General features: G+C 75.2%; 15 protein-coding genes. 8 read left to right on the top strand and 7 right to left on the bottom strand.

Annotation, left to right across the window (positions count from 1 at the left end):
- The first annotated feature begins 11 nt into the window (after positions 1–11).
- Positions 12–614: a pentapeptide repeat-containing protein gene (locus tag OSR43_RS06995; protein ID WP_302270509.1), complete on the top strand. Its 603-nt coding sequence runs from the start codon at positions 12–14 to the stop codon at positions 612–614.
- An 8-nt stretch (positions 615–622) separates the two neighbouring features.
- Here the strand turns inward: OSR43_RS06995 and OSR43_RS06990 are convergent, their stop codons facing one another.
- Together OSR43_RS06990 and OSR43_RS06985 are read right to left on the bottom strand one after the other, a co-directional pair.
- Entirely contained in the window at positions 623–787 is a 165-nt protein-coding gene (locus OSR43_RS06990) for a hypothetical protein (RefSeq protein ID WP_302270508.1), read from the bottom strand.
- A 9-nt stretch (positions 788–796) separates the two neighbouring features.
- Positions 797–1,375 (bottom strand): TetR family transcriptional regulator, encoded by a 579-nt coding sequence (locus OSR43_RS06985; RefSeq protein ID WP_302270507.1) that lies wholly within the window; start codon positions 1,373–1,375, stop codon positions 797–799.
- A 134-nt stretch (positions 1,376–1,509) separates the two neighbouring features.
- Between OSR43_RS06985 and OSR43_RS06980 the strand changes: the two genes are divergently transcribed.
- The 5 genes from OSR43_RS06980 to OSR43_RS06960 all read left to right on the top strand — a co-directional run bounded on the left by OSR43_RS06980 (position 1,510) and on the right by OSR43_RS06960 (position 6,681).
- Positions 1,510–2,112 (top strand): biotin transporter BioY, encoded by a 603-nt coding sequence (locus tag OSR43_RS06980; RefSeq protein ID WP_302270506.1) that lies wholly within the window; start codon positions 1,510–1,512, stop codon positions 2,110–2,112.
- 10 nt (positions 2,113–2,122) lie between these two features.
- Positions 2,123–2,821, top strand: coding sequence for an energy-coupling factor ABC transporter ATP-binding protein (locus tag OSR43_RS06975; protein WP_302270504.1), 699 nt, complete (start codon positions 2,123–2,125; stop codon positions 2,819–2,821).
- Entirely contained in the window at positions 2,818–3,429 is a 612-nt protein-coding gene (locus tag OSR43_RS06970; protein WP_302270502.1) for a CbiQ family ECF transporter T component, read from the top strand. Before OSR43_RS06975 ends, OSR43_RS06970 begins: the two co-directional genes overlap by 4 nt.
- Before the next feature lie 400 nt (positions 3,430–3,829).
- Positions 3,830–5,083, top strand: a complete 1,254-nt coding sequence (locus OSR43_RS06965) for an HNH endonuclease signature motif containing protein (protein ID WP_302270501.1) — start codon at positions 3,830–3,832, stop codon at positions 5,081–5,083.
- Positions 5,084–5,757: 674 nt separating this feature from the next.
- Positions 5,758–6,681 carry an NADP-dependent oxidoreductase gene (locus OSR43_RS06960; protein WP_302270500.1) on the top strand — a complete coding sequence of 308 codons (924 nt, stop codon included), beginning with the start codon at positions 5,758–5,760 and terminating at the stop codon, positions 6,679–6,681.
- Positions 6,682–6,706: 25 nt separating this feature from the next.
- Here OSR43_RS06960 and OSR43_RS06955 read toward each other — a convergent pair whose 3' ends face one another.
- From OSR43_RS06955 to OSR43_RS06945, 3 genes are all read right to left on the bottom strand, one after another.
- Positions 6,707–7,282 (bottom strand): GNAT family N-acetyltransferase, encoded by a 576-nt coding sequence (locus OSR43_RS06955; protein WP_302270498.1) that lies wholly within the window; start codon positions 7,280–7,282, stop codon positions 6,707–6,709.
- Complete coding sequence (locus OSR43_RS06950; RefSeq protein WP_302270497.1) at positions 7,252–8,643, bottom strand: amidase; 1,392 nt, start codon at positions 8,641–8,643, stop codon at positions 7,252–7,254. The genes OSR43_RS06955 and OSR43_RS06950 overlap by 31 nt, the downstream gene beginning before the upstream one ends.
- A gap of 73 nt (positions 8,644–8,716) precedes the next feature.
- A complete protein-coding gene (locus OSR43_RS06945; RefSeq protein WP_302270495.1) occupies positions 8,717–9,268 on the bottom strand; it encodes an NAD(P)H-dependent oxidoreductase in 552 nt (183 codons plus the stop codon).
- 104 nt (positions 9,269–9,372) lie between these two features.
- Here OSR43_RS06945 and OSR43_RS06940 point away from each other — a divergent pair, with 104 nt between their 5' ends.
- Positions 9,373–9,978 (top strand): TetR/AcrR family transcriptional regulator, encoded by a 606-nt coding sequence (locus tag OSR43_RS06940; RefSeq protein ID WP_302270494.1) that lies wholly within the window; start codon positions 9,373–9,375, stop codon positions 9,976–9,978.
- 21 nt (positions 9,979–9,999) lie between these two features.
- Here OSR43_RS06940 and OSR43_RS06935 read toward each other — a convergent pair whose 3' ends face one another.
- A complete protein-coding gene (locus tag OSR43_RS06935) occupies positions 10,000–10,656 on the bottom strand; it encodes an SDR family oxidoreductase (protein ID WP_302270493.1) in 657 nt (218 codons plus the stop codon).
- A gap of 43 nt (positions 10,657–10,699) precedes the next feature.
- On the bottom strand, positions 10,700–12,295 hold the full coding sequence (cimA, locus tag OSR43_RS06930) for a citramalate synthase (protein WP_302270492.1): 1,596 nt from the start codon (positions 12,293–12,295) through the stop codon (positions 10,700–10,702).
- A 242-nt stretch (positions 12,296–12,537) separates the two neighbouring features.
- On the opposite strand from cimA, the gene OSR43_RS06925 reads away from it, so the two are divergent.
- Positions 12,538–14,772, top strand: a complete 2,235-nt coding sequence (locus OSR43_RS06925) for a GH92 family glycosyl hydrolase (RefSeq protein ID WP_302270490.1) — start codon at positions 12,538–12,540, stop codon at positions 14,770–14,772.

The following is a 14,772-nucleotide window of genomic DNA, read 5'->3' as shown; positions in this document are numbered from 1 at the left end:
GGCTCACGCCCATGAGCACCGTCGACGTCGAGGACGAGCACCTGCACGACCTGGACCTGTACGGCGAGGACCTCGGTGCCGCGCGGTACGTCGGGTGCACCTTCACCGGCGTCGACCTGACCGGGGCGACCTCCCGGGGAGCGGTCTTCGAGCGGTGCACGTTCCACGGCGGCCGCCTCGACTCCTCCCGGCACGTCTCGACCGCGTTCGTGGGCTGCGACTTCCGGCGGGTCTCCTTCGCGGACGCCACCCTGGAGGGCTGCAAGCTCACCGGGTCGGTGCTCAGCGAGTGCACCCTGCGGTCGCTGCGGGTCGTCGGCGGCGGGGTCTGGCGCGGCGTCACGGTCCGGGGCACGCGCCTGGCGCGCCTCGACCTCACCGGCCTCGACCTCCGCGAGAGTGACCTGTCGTCGTCCGACCTGACCGGGGCAGTGCTGCGCGACGCCCTGCTCACCGACGCGGTGCTCCAGGGAACGGTGCTCGACGGCACCGACCTGCGGGGGGCCACCCTCGACGGGGTCGACCTGACGACGGCCCGCCTGCGTCGTACGAGGCTGGACGTGGCGGGTGCCGTCCTCCTCGCCGAGCAGCACGGAGCGCTCGTCGAGGGCTGAGCGCTCCGTCAGCGCCGGCGGCGGGACCGCACGACCAGCACGACGACCAGCGCTACGAGGGCGAGGAACACCAGCAGCGTCCCCACCATGATCGCGATCTCGACCGGGTGCGGCGCGAGGGGGTTCAGCTCGTGCTCCTCGGCGCGGAGCGACAGCGGGAGACGGATCAGCACGCCCGGATCCTACGGCTGCGCGTCGGCCGCACCGCCCGCACCCACGCGTGCGCGGATCCCGTCGACCACCAGGCCGACACCGACGGTGAAGTCCGAGCGCTCGCGGGGGCCGTCCTCGATCGCCCCGGCGCTGCCGGCCTGCAGGTGGGTCTGCTCGTCCATCGTGTGACCGAAGACCAGGTGGAGCAGGGTGCGGGTCGCGGCTCGGACGAGGTCGTCGGGTGCGCCCGAACCGGCGACGGCCTCGGCCAGGGCGTGCTCGGAAGCCTGCGCGCCGAGCCCGAAGGCGTGGACGGTGGCCACGACCTCGGCCCCGTCGCGGTAGGCCAGCATCGCGTCCCGCAGCTCCACGCACAGGGCCAGCACGCGCTGCTCCCAGGTGCCGACCGGTGCCGGGCGCGCTCCCCTGACGAGGAGCTCGTCGGCGACCGCCGCGAGGAGGAGCTGCTTGCTCGGGAAGTGGTGGTAGAGCGCGCTCGGCTGGACGCCCAGCTCCTTGCCCAGCCGCCGCATCGTGAGGTCGGCGAGGCCGTGGGCGTCGAGCACCCGCAGCGCCTGGTCGACCACGTCCACCCGGTGGTTGCGCACCGTCCCGCCCCTCTCCGCCGCACCTCGGCCGTGGTCGTGCGGCCCCGTTGACCAGACGAACGGTCACACCCTAACCTGAACGCCGTTCACCTGACCAGCGTTCAGGTGCCTGCCACCTCCGTGAAGGACCACCGATGACGATGACCTCCGAGCCCACCACCGCCGCGCCGCGCCGTCCCCGGCTGACGACGACGGACCTCTCGCTGGTCGCGGCGTTCGCCGCCCTGGTCGCGGCGTGCGCGCTCGTCGGAGGAGTGCCCGTCGGCGGCGCCGGCGTGGAGATCACGCTGCAGACCTTCGGCGTCCTGCTGGCCGGGTGCGTGCTGGGCCCGGTCCGCGGCCTCCTCGCGGTCGCGCTCTACCTGGGCCTCGGGGCCGCGGGCCTGCCGGTGTTCTCCGGCAGGGAGGGCGGGCTGGGCTCGTTCGCCGGCGCCAGCGCCGGCTACCTGTGGTCCTTCCCGCTGGTCGCCGGCCTCGCCGGGCTGCTCGTGCGGCAGGTGGCGGGGCGCAGGCGGAAGAGCCGGGCGTTCTGGGTGTTCCTCTGCGCCGTGCCCGCGGTCGCGGTCAACCACCTGCTGGGGATCGTCGGCATGAAGTACTGGTTCGACGTCTCCTGGGCGGTGGCGTGGGGGTACGACGCGCCGTTCTGGGCCGGCGACCTGCTCAAGGCCGCCCTCGTCGCGCTCGTCGCCGCCGAGGTGCACCGCGCGTTCCCGCAGCTGCTGCACCGCCGCTGATACTGCTCGCGTGCCCCGCATCGACCTCGACGCCGCGTCCGTCGCGGTGCCCACGCCCGACGGGGACCGCGTCGTCCTCGAGCCGACGACCCTGACGCTCACCGAGCACCGGATCGGCGTGGTCGGCGCGAACGGCTCGGGCAAGTCCACCCTCGCCCGGCTGCTCAACGGGCTGGTCGCGCCGACGTCCGGCCGGGTGCTGGTCGACGGGCTCGACGTGGCGCGCGAGGGCGCCGCCGTACGCCGGCGGGTGGGGTTCTGCTTCACCGACCCGTCCGCCCAGCTGGTGATGCCCACCTGCGTGGAGGACGTCGAGCTGTCCCTGCGGCGCACCGAGCGCGACCCCGCCCGCCGCCGCGCCGCCGCGCTCGCGGTCCTCGCCGAGCACGGCCTCGCCGGGCACGCCGACGTGTCGGTGCACGCCCTCTCCGGCGGGCAGAAGCAGCTGCTGGCCCTCGCCGGCGTGCTCGCCACCTCCCCCGACGTGCTGGTCGCCGACGAGCCGACCACGCTGCTCGACCTGGCCAACACCCGGCGGATCGCCGACCTGCTGTTCTCCCTGCCCCAGCAGCTGGTCCTGGTCACCCACGACCTCGACCTGGCCGCCCGCTGCGACCGGGTGCTGGTGGTGCTCGACGGTGCCGTGGCGTACGACGGCGAGCCGGCCGCCGCCGTGGCCCACTACGTCGCCGCGGTGACCACGCCGTGAGCCACCCGCTGCTCGTCGGGACCTACCAGCCGGGCCGGACGGTGCTGCACCGGATGCCGGTCGGGCCGAAGGTGCTCCTCCTCGCCGTCTTCAGCGTCGCCGTCGTGGTCGTCCGGTCGATGCCGGCGTCGTTCGTCACGCTGGCCCTGGCGGTCAGCGCCGCCGTCCTCGCCCGGGTCGCGCTCGCGGCGGTGGGGCGCGCGCTGCGCGGGCTGCTGGTCCTCGTCGTCGTGGTCTCGGCGGTCCAGTGGTGGGTCAACGGGCTCCCCCGAGCCGTGGAGACCACGCTCGACCTGGTCGCCCTCGCCCTCGCCGCGCTCGTCCTCACCGCCACCACCCCGGTCAACGCCCTGCTCGACGCGATCGTGCGGTGGTTGCGACCGTTCCGCCGGGTCGGGATCAACCCCGAGCGTGTCGCGCTCGCCTTCTCCCTCGCCGTCGCCGCCCTCCCCGCGACCCTCACCCTCGCCATCGAGACCCGCGACGCCGCCCGCGCCCGCGGCCTGGGCCGCCACCCCCGCGCCCACCTCACACCGTTCGTCGTCCGCGTCGTCGCCCGCGCCCACGAGACCGGCGACGCCCTGCACGCCCGCGGCCTCGGCGACTGACCCCGGCCTGTCGCGCAGCCGAGCCCCGGCGAGGCGCGCAGGGCGCTCACCTCCGGCCGCCGGGCGGTGCCCCGCTGGTCGAGCAGCCGAGCGCCAGCGGGGCGTCGTCGAGACTCGGTCAGGTGCGCAGGGCCTCGGGTGCGCGCCTCAGGCCGCCTGGCCATAAGTGGTTGCGGTGGGGGCAGCTACGGGGAGGTACGGCGGGTGGACGCGGCGGTCTCCCGGCCGCCGCTGGTCGAGCAGCCGAGCGCCAGCGAGGCGTCGTCGAGACCCGGTGAGGTGCGCAGGGCCTCGTGTCCTCGCCTTCGCCGCGGAAAGTCCCCGAACTCGTGGTCCACAATCTGGTCTGACCTGGGGAAACACGCGTCTGACTGTCGGTGGTCGGTGCTTGAGTAGAGCCATGGCCAAGGACTCCCGACGCAGCGCGCACGTGGTGTGCCGAGCCGTCGCGAAGTCCCACACCCGCCTCGACCGGGCGCACGAGTCGCACCTGTGGTCGATGTCCGATGACGACGTCACCGCCACGCTCCACGAGGCAGCGCGGCTCCGTGCCCGGATCGAGGCGCTCGAGCTGCGCCTAGCCGCGGAGGCCGACCGTCGTCACGCCGGCGAGCGGGTCGGCGCCACCGACACCGCCTCCTGGTGGGCGGCCGAGACCCGCCAGACCCGTCCGGCTGCGAAGCACCGGATGCGGCTGGCCGAGTCCTTGGACCGCCACAGCCCGACGGCCACCGCTCTCGCCGATGGCGATGTGTCGGTCGATCACGCTGGCGTGATCACCGAGTGCCTCGACAAGCTCCCCGCCGACCTCGACGACCCCACCATCCCGCTCCGTGCCGAGGAGCACCTGCTGGCCGAGGCGCGGCACCGTGACCCCAAGGCGCTACGCATCCTGGCCAAGCACGTCCTCACCGTCGTGGCCCCGGAGATCGGCGAGGCCCGCGACGCCAAAGCTCTCGAAGCCGAGGAACGGCTCGCCCGGGAGACCGCTTGGCTGACGATGAGCCCCGACGGGCGCGGGTCGGTGGTCGGGAAGTTCAAGATCCCCGAGCTGCACGGCGCCATGCTCAAGAGGACGCTCCTCGCCTTCGCCGCCCCGAAGCACCAGACGGCTGAGAACGGCGCCGAGACCTACGAACGACGCCCGGTTCCGGAGCGGATGGGCGACGCGTTCTGCGAGCTCCTCGAACGCCTTCCCACCACGTCCGTCCCGAAGCTCGGCGGCCTCAACGCCACCGTCGTCGTCACCATCGACATCGCGTCCCTCATGGGTGGCCTCGCGCCAGGTGTCCTCGACGACGGCGGCACCATCTCCGCCGCCCAGGCACGGAGACTGGCCTGCGAGGCAGGCTTGATTCCCGCCGTCCTCGGGTCGAGGTCCGAGCTGCTCGACCTCGGCCGCACCACCCGTCTCTTCACCGGCGCTCAGCGTCGGGCGCTGAACCTGACCCAGCCGACCTGCACCGAAGACGGCTGCGACTGGCCCGCCCACCTCTGCCACGCCCACCACGACCAACCCTGGTCCGCCGGCGGAGCCACCGACCTCGCGAACGCCCGCAACCTCTGCCCCAGACACCACGCCCGCATCCACGACCCCGCCTACGACACCACCCACCTGCCCGGAGGGAAGGTCGCGTTCCATCGGAGGACCTAGGCCGACCCGAGCGACTCCCTCCTCCACCGCAACCACAGCGGTCGACCCCCGCCGGCCGTGACCCGACGAGCAGCCGCGCCCAGGACCTCGACCACAGCGGCGCGCAACCACACGACTCGAAAAACTGGACCTGCCCTGGCACCACCCGGCGCCCCGGCGACCACCCCCGGGCCCTGCCCACTTCACCGGGTCTCGACGACGCTCGCTAGGGCTCGGTGCTCGACCAGCAGGCGCGGGTCTCGACGACGCTCGCCGGGGCTCGCTGCTCGACCAGCGATTGCAGCCCGACGACCACGCCTAGGCCCTGCGCACCTCACGGGGTCTCGACGACGCTCGCCAGGGCTCGCTGCTCGACCAGCGATTGCAGCCCGACGACCACCCCGACGCCCTGCCCACCTCACCGGGTCTCGACGACGCTCGCTCGCGCTCGCTGCTCGACCAGCGGCTGCAGCCCGAGGCCCTGCGCGCCTCACCGGGTCTCGACGACGCTCGCTCGCGCTCGCTGCTCGACCAACAAGGCGACGCTCGCTCGCGCTCGCTGCTCGACCAACATGGCGACGCTCGCTCGCGCTCGCTGGTCGACCGGCGGCGGGGCGGGCCCGGATGGAATACCTGGGGCGGTGGGACCGATGAGGAACGGAGACCGAGCAGGACGAGCAGACGGAGGTAAGCGCGTGCGCGCAGCGGTGTACGACCGATTCGGTGGGGCCGACGTGATCGAGGTGCAGGAGGTCGCGGACCCGCCCGTGGGCCCGGACACGGTCCTGGTCCGGGCGAGGGCGACGAGCGTCAACCCGGTGGACTGGAAGATCCGCGAGGGCTACCTGCAGGGCGCCTACCCCCACCACCTGCCGATCATCCCGGGCTGGGACGTCGCGGGCGTGGTCGAGGCGGTCGGGCCGTCGGTGCGGTCCGGGCTCCAGCCGGGCGACGAGGTCTACGGCTACGTGCGGCGCGACGACGTCGCGTTCGGCACCGCGGCGGAGCTGGTCCCGGCGCCCGAGCGGACGGTCGTCCGGAAGCCGGCGAACCTCTCCTTCGAGGAGGCCGCCGCGATCCCGCTCGCCGGTCTCACCGCCTGGCAGCTGGTCGTCGAGGCGCTCGAGGTGGGCGAGGGCGACCGCGTGCTGGTGCACGCGGCGGCCGGCGGCGTCGGGCAGTTCGCGGTCCAGGTCGCCAAGTCCCGCGGTGCGACGGTCGTCGGCACCGCCCGCAGCGACAAGCACGACTACCTGCGCCGGCTCGGTGTCGACGAGGTCGTCGACTACACGCAGGGCACGATCAGCGAGCAGCTCTCGGCCAAGGTCGACGCGGTCGTCGACCTCATCGGCGGCGACGCCCTCGAGGACGCACCGAACCAGGTGCACGACGTCTCGAGGGTCGCCTCCGTCGTGGACGCCGACACGGTGCTGCGCATCGGCGGCCGGTACGTCTTCGTCCGGCCCGTGGCCGAGCACCTCGACGAGCTGCGCGCCCTCGCCGAGGCAGGGGCGCTGCGGGTCGACCTCGCCGCGACGTACCCGCTCGAGCGGATCGGCGACGCCCACCGCGCCAACGAGGACGGCCGCACCCGCGGCAAGATCGCGGTCACGATCTGAGCGACGACCGCGCCGGAGGGCGGCGTCACCAGACGTCGCCCTCCCGCCAGTCGCACGCCAGCGGCAGGTCGAGGTCGAGCGGGCGGACGCCGGAGGGGTCCGGGCCGCACAGCACGTACGTCGAGCCGTCGTCGTCCGCGGTCCGCTCACGGCCGCGCGGCCCGAGCACGGAGGTCGGCCCGCGCCACGGGACCCACCCGCGGCCGCGGTACAGGCCGGCGCCGGCGTCCGAGGACGACAGCGCCAGCAGGTCGTACGCCGCAGCGAGCCCCTCCAGCGCCGCCATGACCGCGGTCGCGTGACCACGACGCCGCTGGCCGGGATGCGTGGCGACCGCCTCGACGTACCCGCACCGCAGCGACCGCTCCCCCGCCCCGGCCCCCACGAGCAGGCGCCGCTGGACCAGCGAGCCGTGCGCCACCAGCACGCCGTCGACGCGGACCAGCGCGTGCATCCCCCCGAGGGCGTGGGACCAGTCGGCGTCGGTGAAGTCGTCGAAGGCCGCGTCCACCAGCGCCCGCGCGGCGGCCAGGTCCGCGTCCGCCAGGTGGGCGGTGTGCGCGAGGACGGTCACCACTGGGGCGGCCGGCGGTGCGCCCACGGAGCAGCCTCCTCGACCTGGGCGGCGAGCGCGAGCAGCAGCTGCTCCTCGGCCGGCCGGGCGGCCAGCATCACGCCGACCGGCAGCCCGTCGTCGGTCCAGTGCAGCGGCAGCGAGACGGCCGGCATGCCGGTGACGTTCCAGGCCGACGTCCAGGGCGTGAAGCGCTTCTGCGCCTCGAAGTCCGCCGCCGGGTCCGCGTCGTCCCGGATCGCGCCGACCGGCAGCGGCGGCGCGGCGAGGGTCGGCGTCAGCACCGCGTCGTACGGCGCCAGCGCGACAAGTGCCTCCGCGGCGAACCTCCGCACCGCCCCGATCGCCAGTCCCAGCTCCGGCCCGCTGACGGCGCGGCCGCGGTCGCCGAGCCACCGGGTGAGCGGCCTGAGCAGGTGCTCGCGACCCTCCGGGGCGGCCGACATCGCGGTCAGCACCGCCCAGCAGGTCTCGAACTCCGGCACCGCCTCGCGGGGCAGCGGGACGGCGACGTCCTCGACCTCGTGGCCCAGCGACTCCAGCAGGCGGGAGGCGTCCTCCCAGGCCTGCACGACCGCCGGGTCGAGCTCGGCGTCGGCGATCACCGGCTCCGCGAACCGCGCGACCCGCAGGCGCCCCGGCGGCCGGTCGCACGACTCGAGGAACGTGCCGCTCGGCTCGGGCGCCCAGGACGGGTCGCCGGGCCGCCGGCCGGCCAGGACGTCGAGCAGCGCGGCCGCGTCGCGGACCGTGCGCGCGACCGGCCCGGCGGTGGCCAGGCCGACCGGGTCGCCGTACATCGGGAAGCCGGAGATCCGCCCCCGGGACGGCTTGAGGCCGACCAGTCCGCAGCAGGAGGCGGGGATCCGGATCGACCCGCCGCCGTCGGAGCCCTGCGCGACCGGCACCAGGCCGGCCGCGACCGCCGCGGCCGCTCCGCCGGAGGAGCCGCCCGCCATCCGGGTCCGGTCCCACGGGGTCACCGCCGGCGGGCGCCCGTCCGGCTCGGTGTAGCAGGGCGACCCGAACTCCGGCGTGCTCGTCTTGCCGAGGCTCACCAGCCCGGCGGCCTCCAGCGACAGCACGACGCCGTCGGAGGTGTCGGGGACGAAGTCGTCGAACGCCGCCGACCCGAACGTCGTCCGGACACCGGCGGTCAGGTTGAGGTCCTTGACCGCGGTCGGCACGCCCGCGAGCGGGCCGGGCGCCGACGGCGCCGTCGCGGCCCGGGAACGCGCCTGCTCGGGGGTGAGCGTGACGAACGCGCCGACCGTGTCGAGGCGGTCGGCGCGTTCGAGGTAGTGGTCGACGAGCTCGAGGCTCGAGACCTCACCACGCCGGACGAGGGCGCCCTGCTCGAGGGCGGTCAGGTCGTGGAGGTCGGCCATGCGACCGACGCTAGCCGTCGGGCACGACTGCGTCAGCCGCTCGGCCGGCAGGCGCCGGCAGGAGCCGGCAGGGTCAGGCGGCCGAGGACGGCGCGGCGTCGTAGGCGACGAGCGCCTCGAGCGCGCCGCGCAGCTTGCCGAGGACCTCCTCGTCGTTGAGGACGTCGACCTCGACGCCCGGCTGGGAGACGGTGACGTCCTCGAGGACGACCGCGCCCGCGACGTTGGCGGAGCGCACCGTGTCGGCGTGGGCCCAGCGGCCGCCGTACGGCGTGGGCGTGGTGCCGACGACCGCGAACGGCTTGGCGACCAGCGCGCCGGCGCCGTAGGGGCGCGAGAGCCAGTCGATGGCGTTGTTGAGCACGGCCGGCATGGTGCCGTTGTACTCCGGCGTGACGACCAGGACGCGGTCGGCGGCGGCCACCTGGCGGCGCACGTGGGTGGCGGCGTCGGGGGCGGTCTCGCCGTCGATGTCCTCGTTGTAGAACGGCAGGTTCTCGAGGCCGTCGACGATGTCGACCTCGACTCCCTCCGGGGCCTGGGCCGCGAGCAGCTCGGCGATCTTCCGGTTGAGCGAGTCGGCGCGGAGGCTGCCGACGAGGACGGCGACGCGGGTCTGGGACATGGTTGCTCCTGGGGTCGTGCGACGAACGGTCGCCAGCCCAAACGGACCTCGGTCCGGTTCTATTCCCGGCACCGTGCCGGCGTGGTCCCTACAGTGGCGACGTCATGTCCGGACCCCACCTGCTGCCGCTGCTCGGCGACCCGCCGCCCGAGCGGCGCGACGCCGCGCGCAACCGCGAGGCGCTCCTCACCGCGGCCCAGGAGCTGGTGGACGCGTGCGGGGTCGACCACGTGACGATGGAGGCGGTCGCGGCCCGGGCCGGGGTCGGCAAGGGCACGGTGTTCCGCCGGTTCGAGTCCCGCGAGGGCCTGATGGCCGCGCTGCTCGACTTCTCCGAGTCGGCCTGGCAGGCGGCGGTCATCTCCGGTCCCCCGCCGCTGGGACCGGGGGCGGACCCGCTGGAGCGGCTGCTCGCCTTCGGCCGGTCCCGCCTGGAGTCGACCCTGCGCCACCAGGAGCTCATCCGCGCGGCGGGCCGTGCCGGCTCGCGGTCGTACGCCGTGTGGTCGTTCACCGCGATGCACGTGCGCTACCTGCTCGACGAGCTCGGCGTGCAGGGCGACCTCCCGCTGCTCGCGACCGCACTGCTGGCGCCCCTCGAGCTCCCCATCCTCGAGCAGCAGCTCTCGGTCGAGGGGTTCCCGCTCGAGCGCGTCGTGCACGGGTGGGTCGACCTGGTCGAGCGGGTCCTGCGGCCGCCGGGCGACTGAGGCCGTCCGCGGCAGCCGGGCTCACCCGGCGTACGGCACCTCCGTCGCCCACGCGTCGAGGTCCTGGTGGGCCGCGGCCCAGATGGCGTCGGCGACCCGGTCGGGGGTGAAGGCCCCCTCGCGCGCCAGGGTCCCCTGCACGGTGACCGACACCGCCCGGATGCCGTCCGGCGCGAGCGCCGCGTCGAGGCTGTGCACGAGGTTGCGCACGCCGGCCTTCTGCACACCGAGCGAGGCCGCCTGGTGCCAGGGCCGGTCGGCGGCCATGCTGCCGGTGACCGTCACCCGCCCGCCGGCGGACATGAAGGGACGCGCGGCCTGCACGCAGGTGAGCAGCGCCCCGACCCCGAGCGCGACGTCCTCGAGCAGCTCGGCCACCGTGAGCTCGAGCGGGTTCTTCTCCCGGAAGGCGCTCGGGTTGAAGTGCAAGACGTCGACCCGGCCGCCGAACCCGCCGAACCGCTGCACCGCAGCCGTCGCCGCCTCGACGTCGGTCACGTCCACGACCGCCCGGCCGACCGCCGCACCGAGGTCCTCCAGCTGGCCGGCGAGCGCCACCAGCTGGTCCTGGTCGACGCCCAGCAGGCCGACGTCGTACCCCTCGCGGGCGAAGCGCCGGGCCACCGACCCGCTGACCCCCGGTCCGGCTCCGACGACGACGATGACGGGACGGCTCATGGCCCCACCCTCGCAGGACGGCCGGCCTCCGGCCACCCGCGGCTCAGTCGGCGTGGTGGCGGCGCAGGCCGAAGGTGAGGCCGTCGACGAGCGCGCCCCACGACGCCTCGATGACGTTGGCGCCCACGCCGACCGTCACCCACGACGACCGGCCGTCGGTGGTCTCGATGAGGACCCGGGTGATCGCGTCGGTGCCGTGGCCCTGGTCGAGGATGCGCACCTTGTAGTCGATCAGCTCGAACTTCGCGACCTCGGGGAACGCCTGCCCGATCGCCGACCGCAGCGCCTGGTCGAGCGCGTTGACCGGACCGTTGCCCTCACCGGTCACGACGTAGCGCACCCCGGCGGCCCGCAGCTTGACCGTGGCCTCCGAGAGCGCCTCCTCGGCGGGCTTGGAGTCGGTGATCACCCGCCAGGACTCGACCTCGAAGTACGCCGGCCGGGCGCCCTCGACCTCCTCGAGCAGGAGCAGCTCGAACGACGCGTCGGCCGCCTCGAAGGTGTAGCCGCGCGACTCCAGCAGCTTGACCCGCTCGGTGATCCGCGTGACCAGGTCCTTGCCGGCGGGCGTGCCGGCGTCCAGGTCGAACCCGAGCTCGCGGCCCTTCAGCTCGATCGAGGCCCGACCCGCCATGTCGGAGACCAGCAGGCGCATGTCGTTGCCGACGCCCACCGGGTCCATGTGCTGGTAGAGGTTCGGGTCGACCTTGATCGCGCTGGCGTGCAGGCCGGCCTTGTGCGCGAACGCCGATGTGCCGACGTAGGGCTGGCGCGAGGCGGGCGGGACGTTGGTGACCTCGGCGACGGCGTGGGCGATCCGCGTCGCGTCGCGCAGCAGGCCCGCCGGCAGCACCGCGCGGTCCAGCTTGAGCTCGAGGTTGGCCACGACGGTCACCAGGTCGGCATTGCCGGTGCGCTCGCCGTACCCGTTGATGCAGCCCTGGACGTGCGTCGCGCCCGCCTCGACCGCGGCCAGGGTGTTCGCGACGGCGCAGCCGGTGTCGTTGTGGCAGTGGATGCCGACCCGCACGCCGGTCGTCTCGACGACGTCGTGGACCACGTCGGAGACCCAGGTGGGCAGCATTCCCCCGTTGGTGTCGCACAGGGCGACCACCTCGGCCCCGGCGTCGTACGCCGTCCGGAGCACCTCCAGCGCGTAGGCCCGGTTCGCCCGGTAGCCGTCGAAGAAGTGCTCCGCGTCGAGGAACACCTGCTGCCCCTCGGCGCGCAGGTGGCTGACGGTGTCGCGGACCATCGCGAGGTTCTCCTCCAGCGTGGTCCGCAGCGCCAGCTCGACGTGCCGGTCGTAGGACTTGGCCACCAGCGTCACCACGCCCGCGCCGCTGTCGCGCAGCGCCGCGACCATCGGGTCGTCGGCCGCCCGCGCCCCGGCCCGGCGGGTGGCGCCGAACGCCGCCAGCCGGGCGTGCCGCAGCTCCAGCTCCGCGGCGGCGCGGCGGAAGAACTCGGTGTCCTTGGGGTTCGCCCCGGGCCAGCCGCCCTCGATGTAGCCGACCCCCAGTCCGTCGAGCTGCTGGGCGATCGTGAGCTTGTCGGCGACGGAGAGGTTGAGCCCCTCCTGCTGGGCGCCGTCGCGCAGCGTCGTGTCGTAGACGTGGAACGAGCCGTGGAGGTCCATCGGTCTGTCTCTGCTTCCGGGCTGGGCTGGTGTGGGCTGGTCTGGGCTGGTGCGGGGGGCTGGTGCTGGTGTGCGGGCACAAAAAAACCTCTCGGGGTGCGAGAGGTCGGCGCGTCGAGGGGCTCGACGCGCTAGGGAATGATGATCGCGGTGCGCTGCACGGCGCCATCGTGCCACGGCCGTCCGCTGGCCGGGACGGTGATCTCAGCACGCGAGCCGGCTCCCGCCCGTACGCTCCCCTGGTGAGGTGGCGGCGCACGGCAGGCACGGCGGCGCTGCTCGTGGCCCTCCCGGCGCTCTCCCTCGTCCCACCCGCCTCGTGCGCGGGCGCCGTCGGCCAGCCGCAACCGGACCTCACGCAGCCGGAACTCCCGCAGCCGGACCTCACGACCGGCACCGGAGGGGCCCCGCCGTGGTCCAGCGGTGCCACGACGCCCGCGGCGGCCCGTCCGTTCGGCATGGTCCAGCTGGGGCCGGACACGACCGCCGACGCGACGGGCGGGACGCCGTCGGCGACGGCCTCGGGGTACGCCGCCACCGACACCCACGTCCGCGGCTTCTCCCCCACCCACCTCTCCGGGGCGGGCTGCCCTGCGTTCGGGGACGTCCCGGTGCTGCCGTGGACCGGCCGCGCGCCCGCCGACCCCTCCGCGGCGACCGTCGCGCTGGACCGGGCGAGCGAGCGCTCGGCACCCGGGTGGTACCGCGTCCGGCTGGCCAACGGCGTCACCGCCTCCCTCGCCGCCGACGACCGCTCGGGACTGGCCGCCTACCGGTTCCCCCGCGGCGCCGCACCGCGGCTGGTGGTCAAGGCCGACGGCAGCCTGGCCGGCACGAGCGCGGCCCGGGTGCGGCTGGTGGGCCGCCGCGAGGTGGTGGTGCGGGCGACCAGCGGGGGGTTCTGCGGCACCCCCACGACGTACGACGTGCACGTGCGGCTGCGCCTGGACCGCCCGATCGCCTCGGTCCGGCGCTGGCCCGGCGGGGTCGTCCTGCGCCTCGACCGCCCCACGGACGGCCGGGGCCGCCGGGGCCGCACGGTGCGCACCCAGGTCGCGGTGTCCTTCGCCGACGCCGCCGGCGCCCGCGGCAACCTCGTGGCCGACGCACCGGGCTGGTCGGTCGAGCGGCTGCGCGCCGAGGCCGCCCGCGCGTGGGACGCCGAGCTCGGCCGGGTCGCCGCGACCGGCGGGACGACCGCCCAGCGCACGACGCTGCGCACCGCGCTGTACCACGTGCTGCTGCACCCCACGACGGTCAGCGACGCCGACGGCCGCTACCCCGGCTTCGACGGCCGGGTGCACCGGGTGGCGGCGGGCCACCGGCGCTACACGGCGGCGACCGCCTGGGACGCCTACCGCACCCACACCCCGCTGCTGGCCTGGCTGCGGCCCGACGTCGCCTCGGACCTGGTGACCAGCCTGCTCGCGGCGGCGCGGGAGGGCGGCTGGATGCCCCGGTGGCCGCTGGTCGCCCAGGACACCCTCGTGATGTCGGGCGACTCCGCCGCGCCGCTGGCCGCCGCGGCACATGCCTACGGCGCCCGAGAGTTCGACCTCCCCGGCGTCGTGGACGCCCTGGTCCGCCAGGCGACCGTCCCGACGCCCGCACGCCCCGGCCTCGCCGCGCAGCTCGAGCGCGGCTGGGTGCCCGGGGACGCCTCGACGACGCTCGAGCACGCGGTGGACGACTTCGCCGTCGCCCGGCTGGCCACGGCGGCGGGCCGCGGCCGCGACGCCGCCGGCCTGCTGGCCCGCAGCGGCTGGTGGCGCCACCTGCTCGACCCGGCGCGCCGGGTGCTGGCGCCGCGCGCCGCCGACGGCTCGTTCCCGGGCTCCGGCTGGGACCCCTCGTCCTGCTGCACGGGGTTCCAGGAGGGCACGGCCACGCAGTACACGTGGTTCGTCCCGCACGACATGGCCGGCCTGCTCGCGGCTCTCGGGACCCGCTCCGAGGTCCTCGCCCGTCTCGACGACCTCCACGCCGAGCTGGACGCGGGCGCCGGCCGGCACGCCTGGCTGGGCAACCAGCCGAGCCTGCTGACGCCGTGGGCCCACCTGTGGCTGGGCGAGCCGGCGCGCACCCAGGACGTCGTGGCCCGGGCGCTGGAGCAGCTGTGGCGTCCCGGACCGACGGGGCTGCCCGGGAACGACGACCTCGGCGGGCTGTCGGCGTGGTACGTCTGGGCGGCGCTCGGCCTGCAGCCGCTCGTGCCCGGGACCGACGTCACCGCGCTGGGCCGGCCGCTCTTCGACGAGGTCGTCGTGCGACCGCTCGGGGGCACCGCCACCCGGCTGGTGCGGCGCGGCGACGGCCGCCACGTCGCTGCCGTCACCGTCGACGGCCGGGCCCACACCTCGACGTGGCTCGGCCTGGGGCCGGGTCGCCCGCGCACGGTCGTCGTCGACACCACCGACGCCGACCGGCCTGCCTGGGGCACCCGCCCCGAGGACGTCCCGCCCTCGTACGGCGGCTGA

The sequence above is a fragment of the Nocardioides sp. Arc9.136 genome (assembly GCF_030506255.1).
GTDB lineage: Bacteria > Actinomycetota > Actinomycetes > Propionibacteriales > Nocardioidaceae > Nocardioides.
This window is presented reverse-complemented; position numbering and strand designations above follow the sequence as displayed.

What these genes read in the sequence shown, in the direction of transcription:
- OSR43_RS06995 (WP_302270509.1), top strand. Translation starts at nt 12, where the DNA reads ATGAGCACCGTCGACGTCGAGGACGAGCACCTGCACGACCTGGACCTG.
- OSR43_RS06980 (WP_302270506.1), top strand. Translation starts at nt 1,510, where the DNA reads ATGACGATGACCTCCGAGCCCACCACCGCCGCGCCGCGCCGTCCCCGG.
- OSR43_RS06965 (WP_302270501.1), top strand. Translation starts at nt 3,830, where the DNA reads ATGGCCAAGGACTCCCGACGCAGCGCGCACGTGGTGTGCCGAGCCGTC.
- OSR43_RS06950 (WP_302270497.1), bottom strand. Translation starts at nt 8,643, where the DNA reads ATGGCCGACCTCCACGACCTGACCGCCCTCGAGCAGGGCGCCCTCGTC.
- OSR43_RS06945 (WP_302270495.1), bottom strand. Translation starts at nt 9,268, where the DNA reads ATGTCCCAGACCCGCGTCGCCGTCCTCGTCGGCAGCCTCCGCGCCGAC.
- OSR43_RS06940 (WP_302270494.1), top strand. Translation starts at nt 9,373, where the DNA reads ATGTCCGGACCCCACCTGCTGCCGCTGCTCGGCGACCCGCCGCCCGAG.
- OSR43_RS06935 (WP_302270493.1), bottom strand. Translation starts at nt 10,656, where the DNA reads ATGAGCCGTCCCGTCATCGTCGTCGTCGGAGCCGGACCGGGGGTCAGC.
- cimA (WP_302270492.1), bottom strand. Translation starts at nt 12,295, where the DNA reads ATGGACCTCCACGGCTCGTTCCACGTCTACGACACGACGCTGCGCGAC.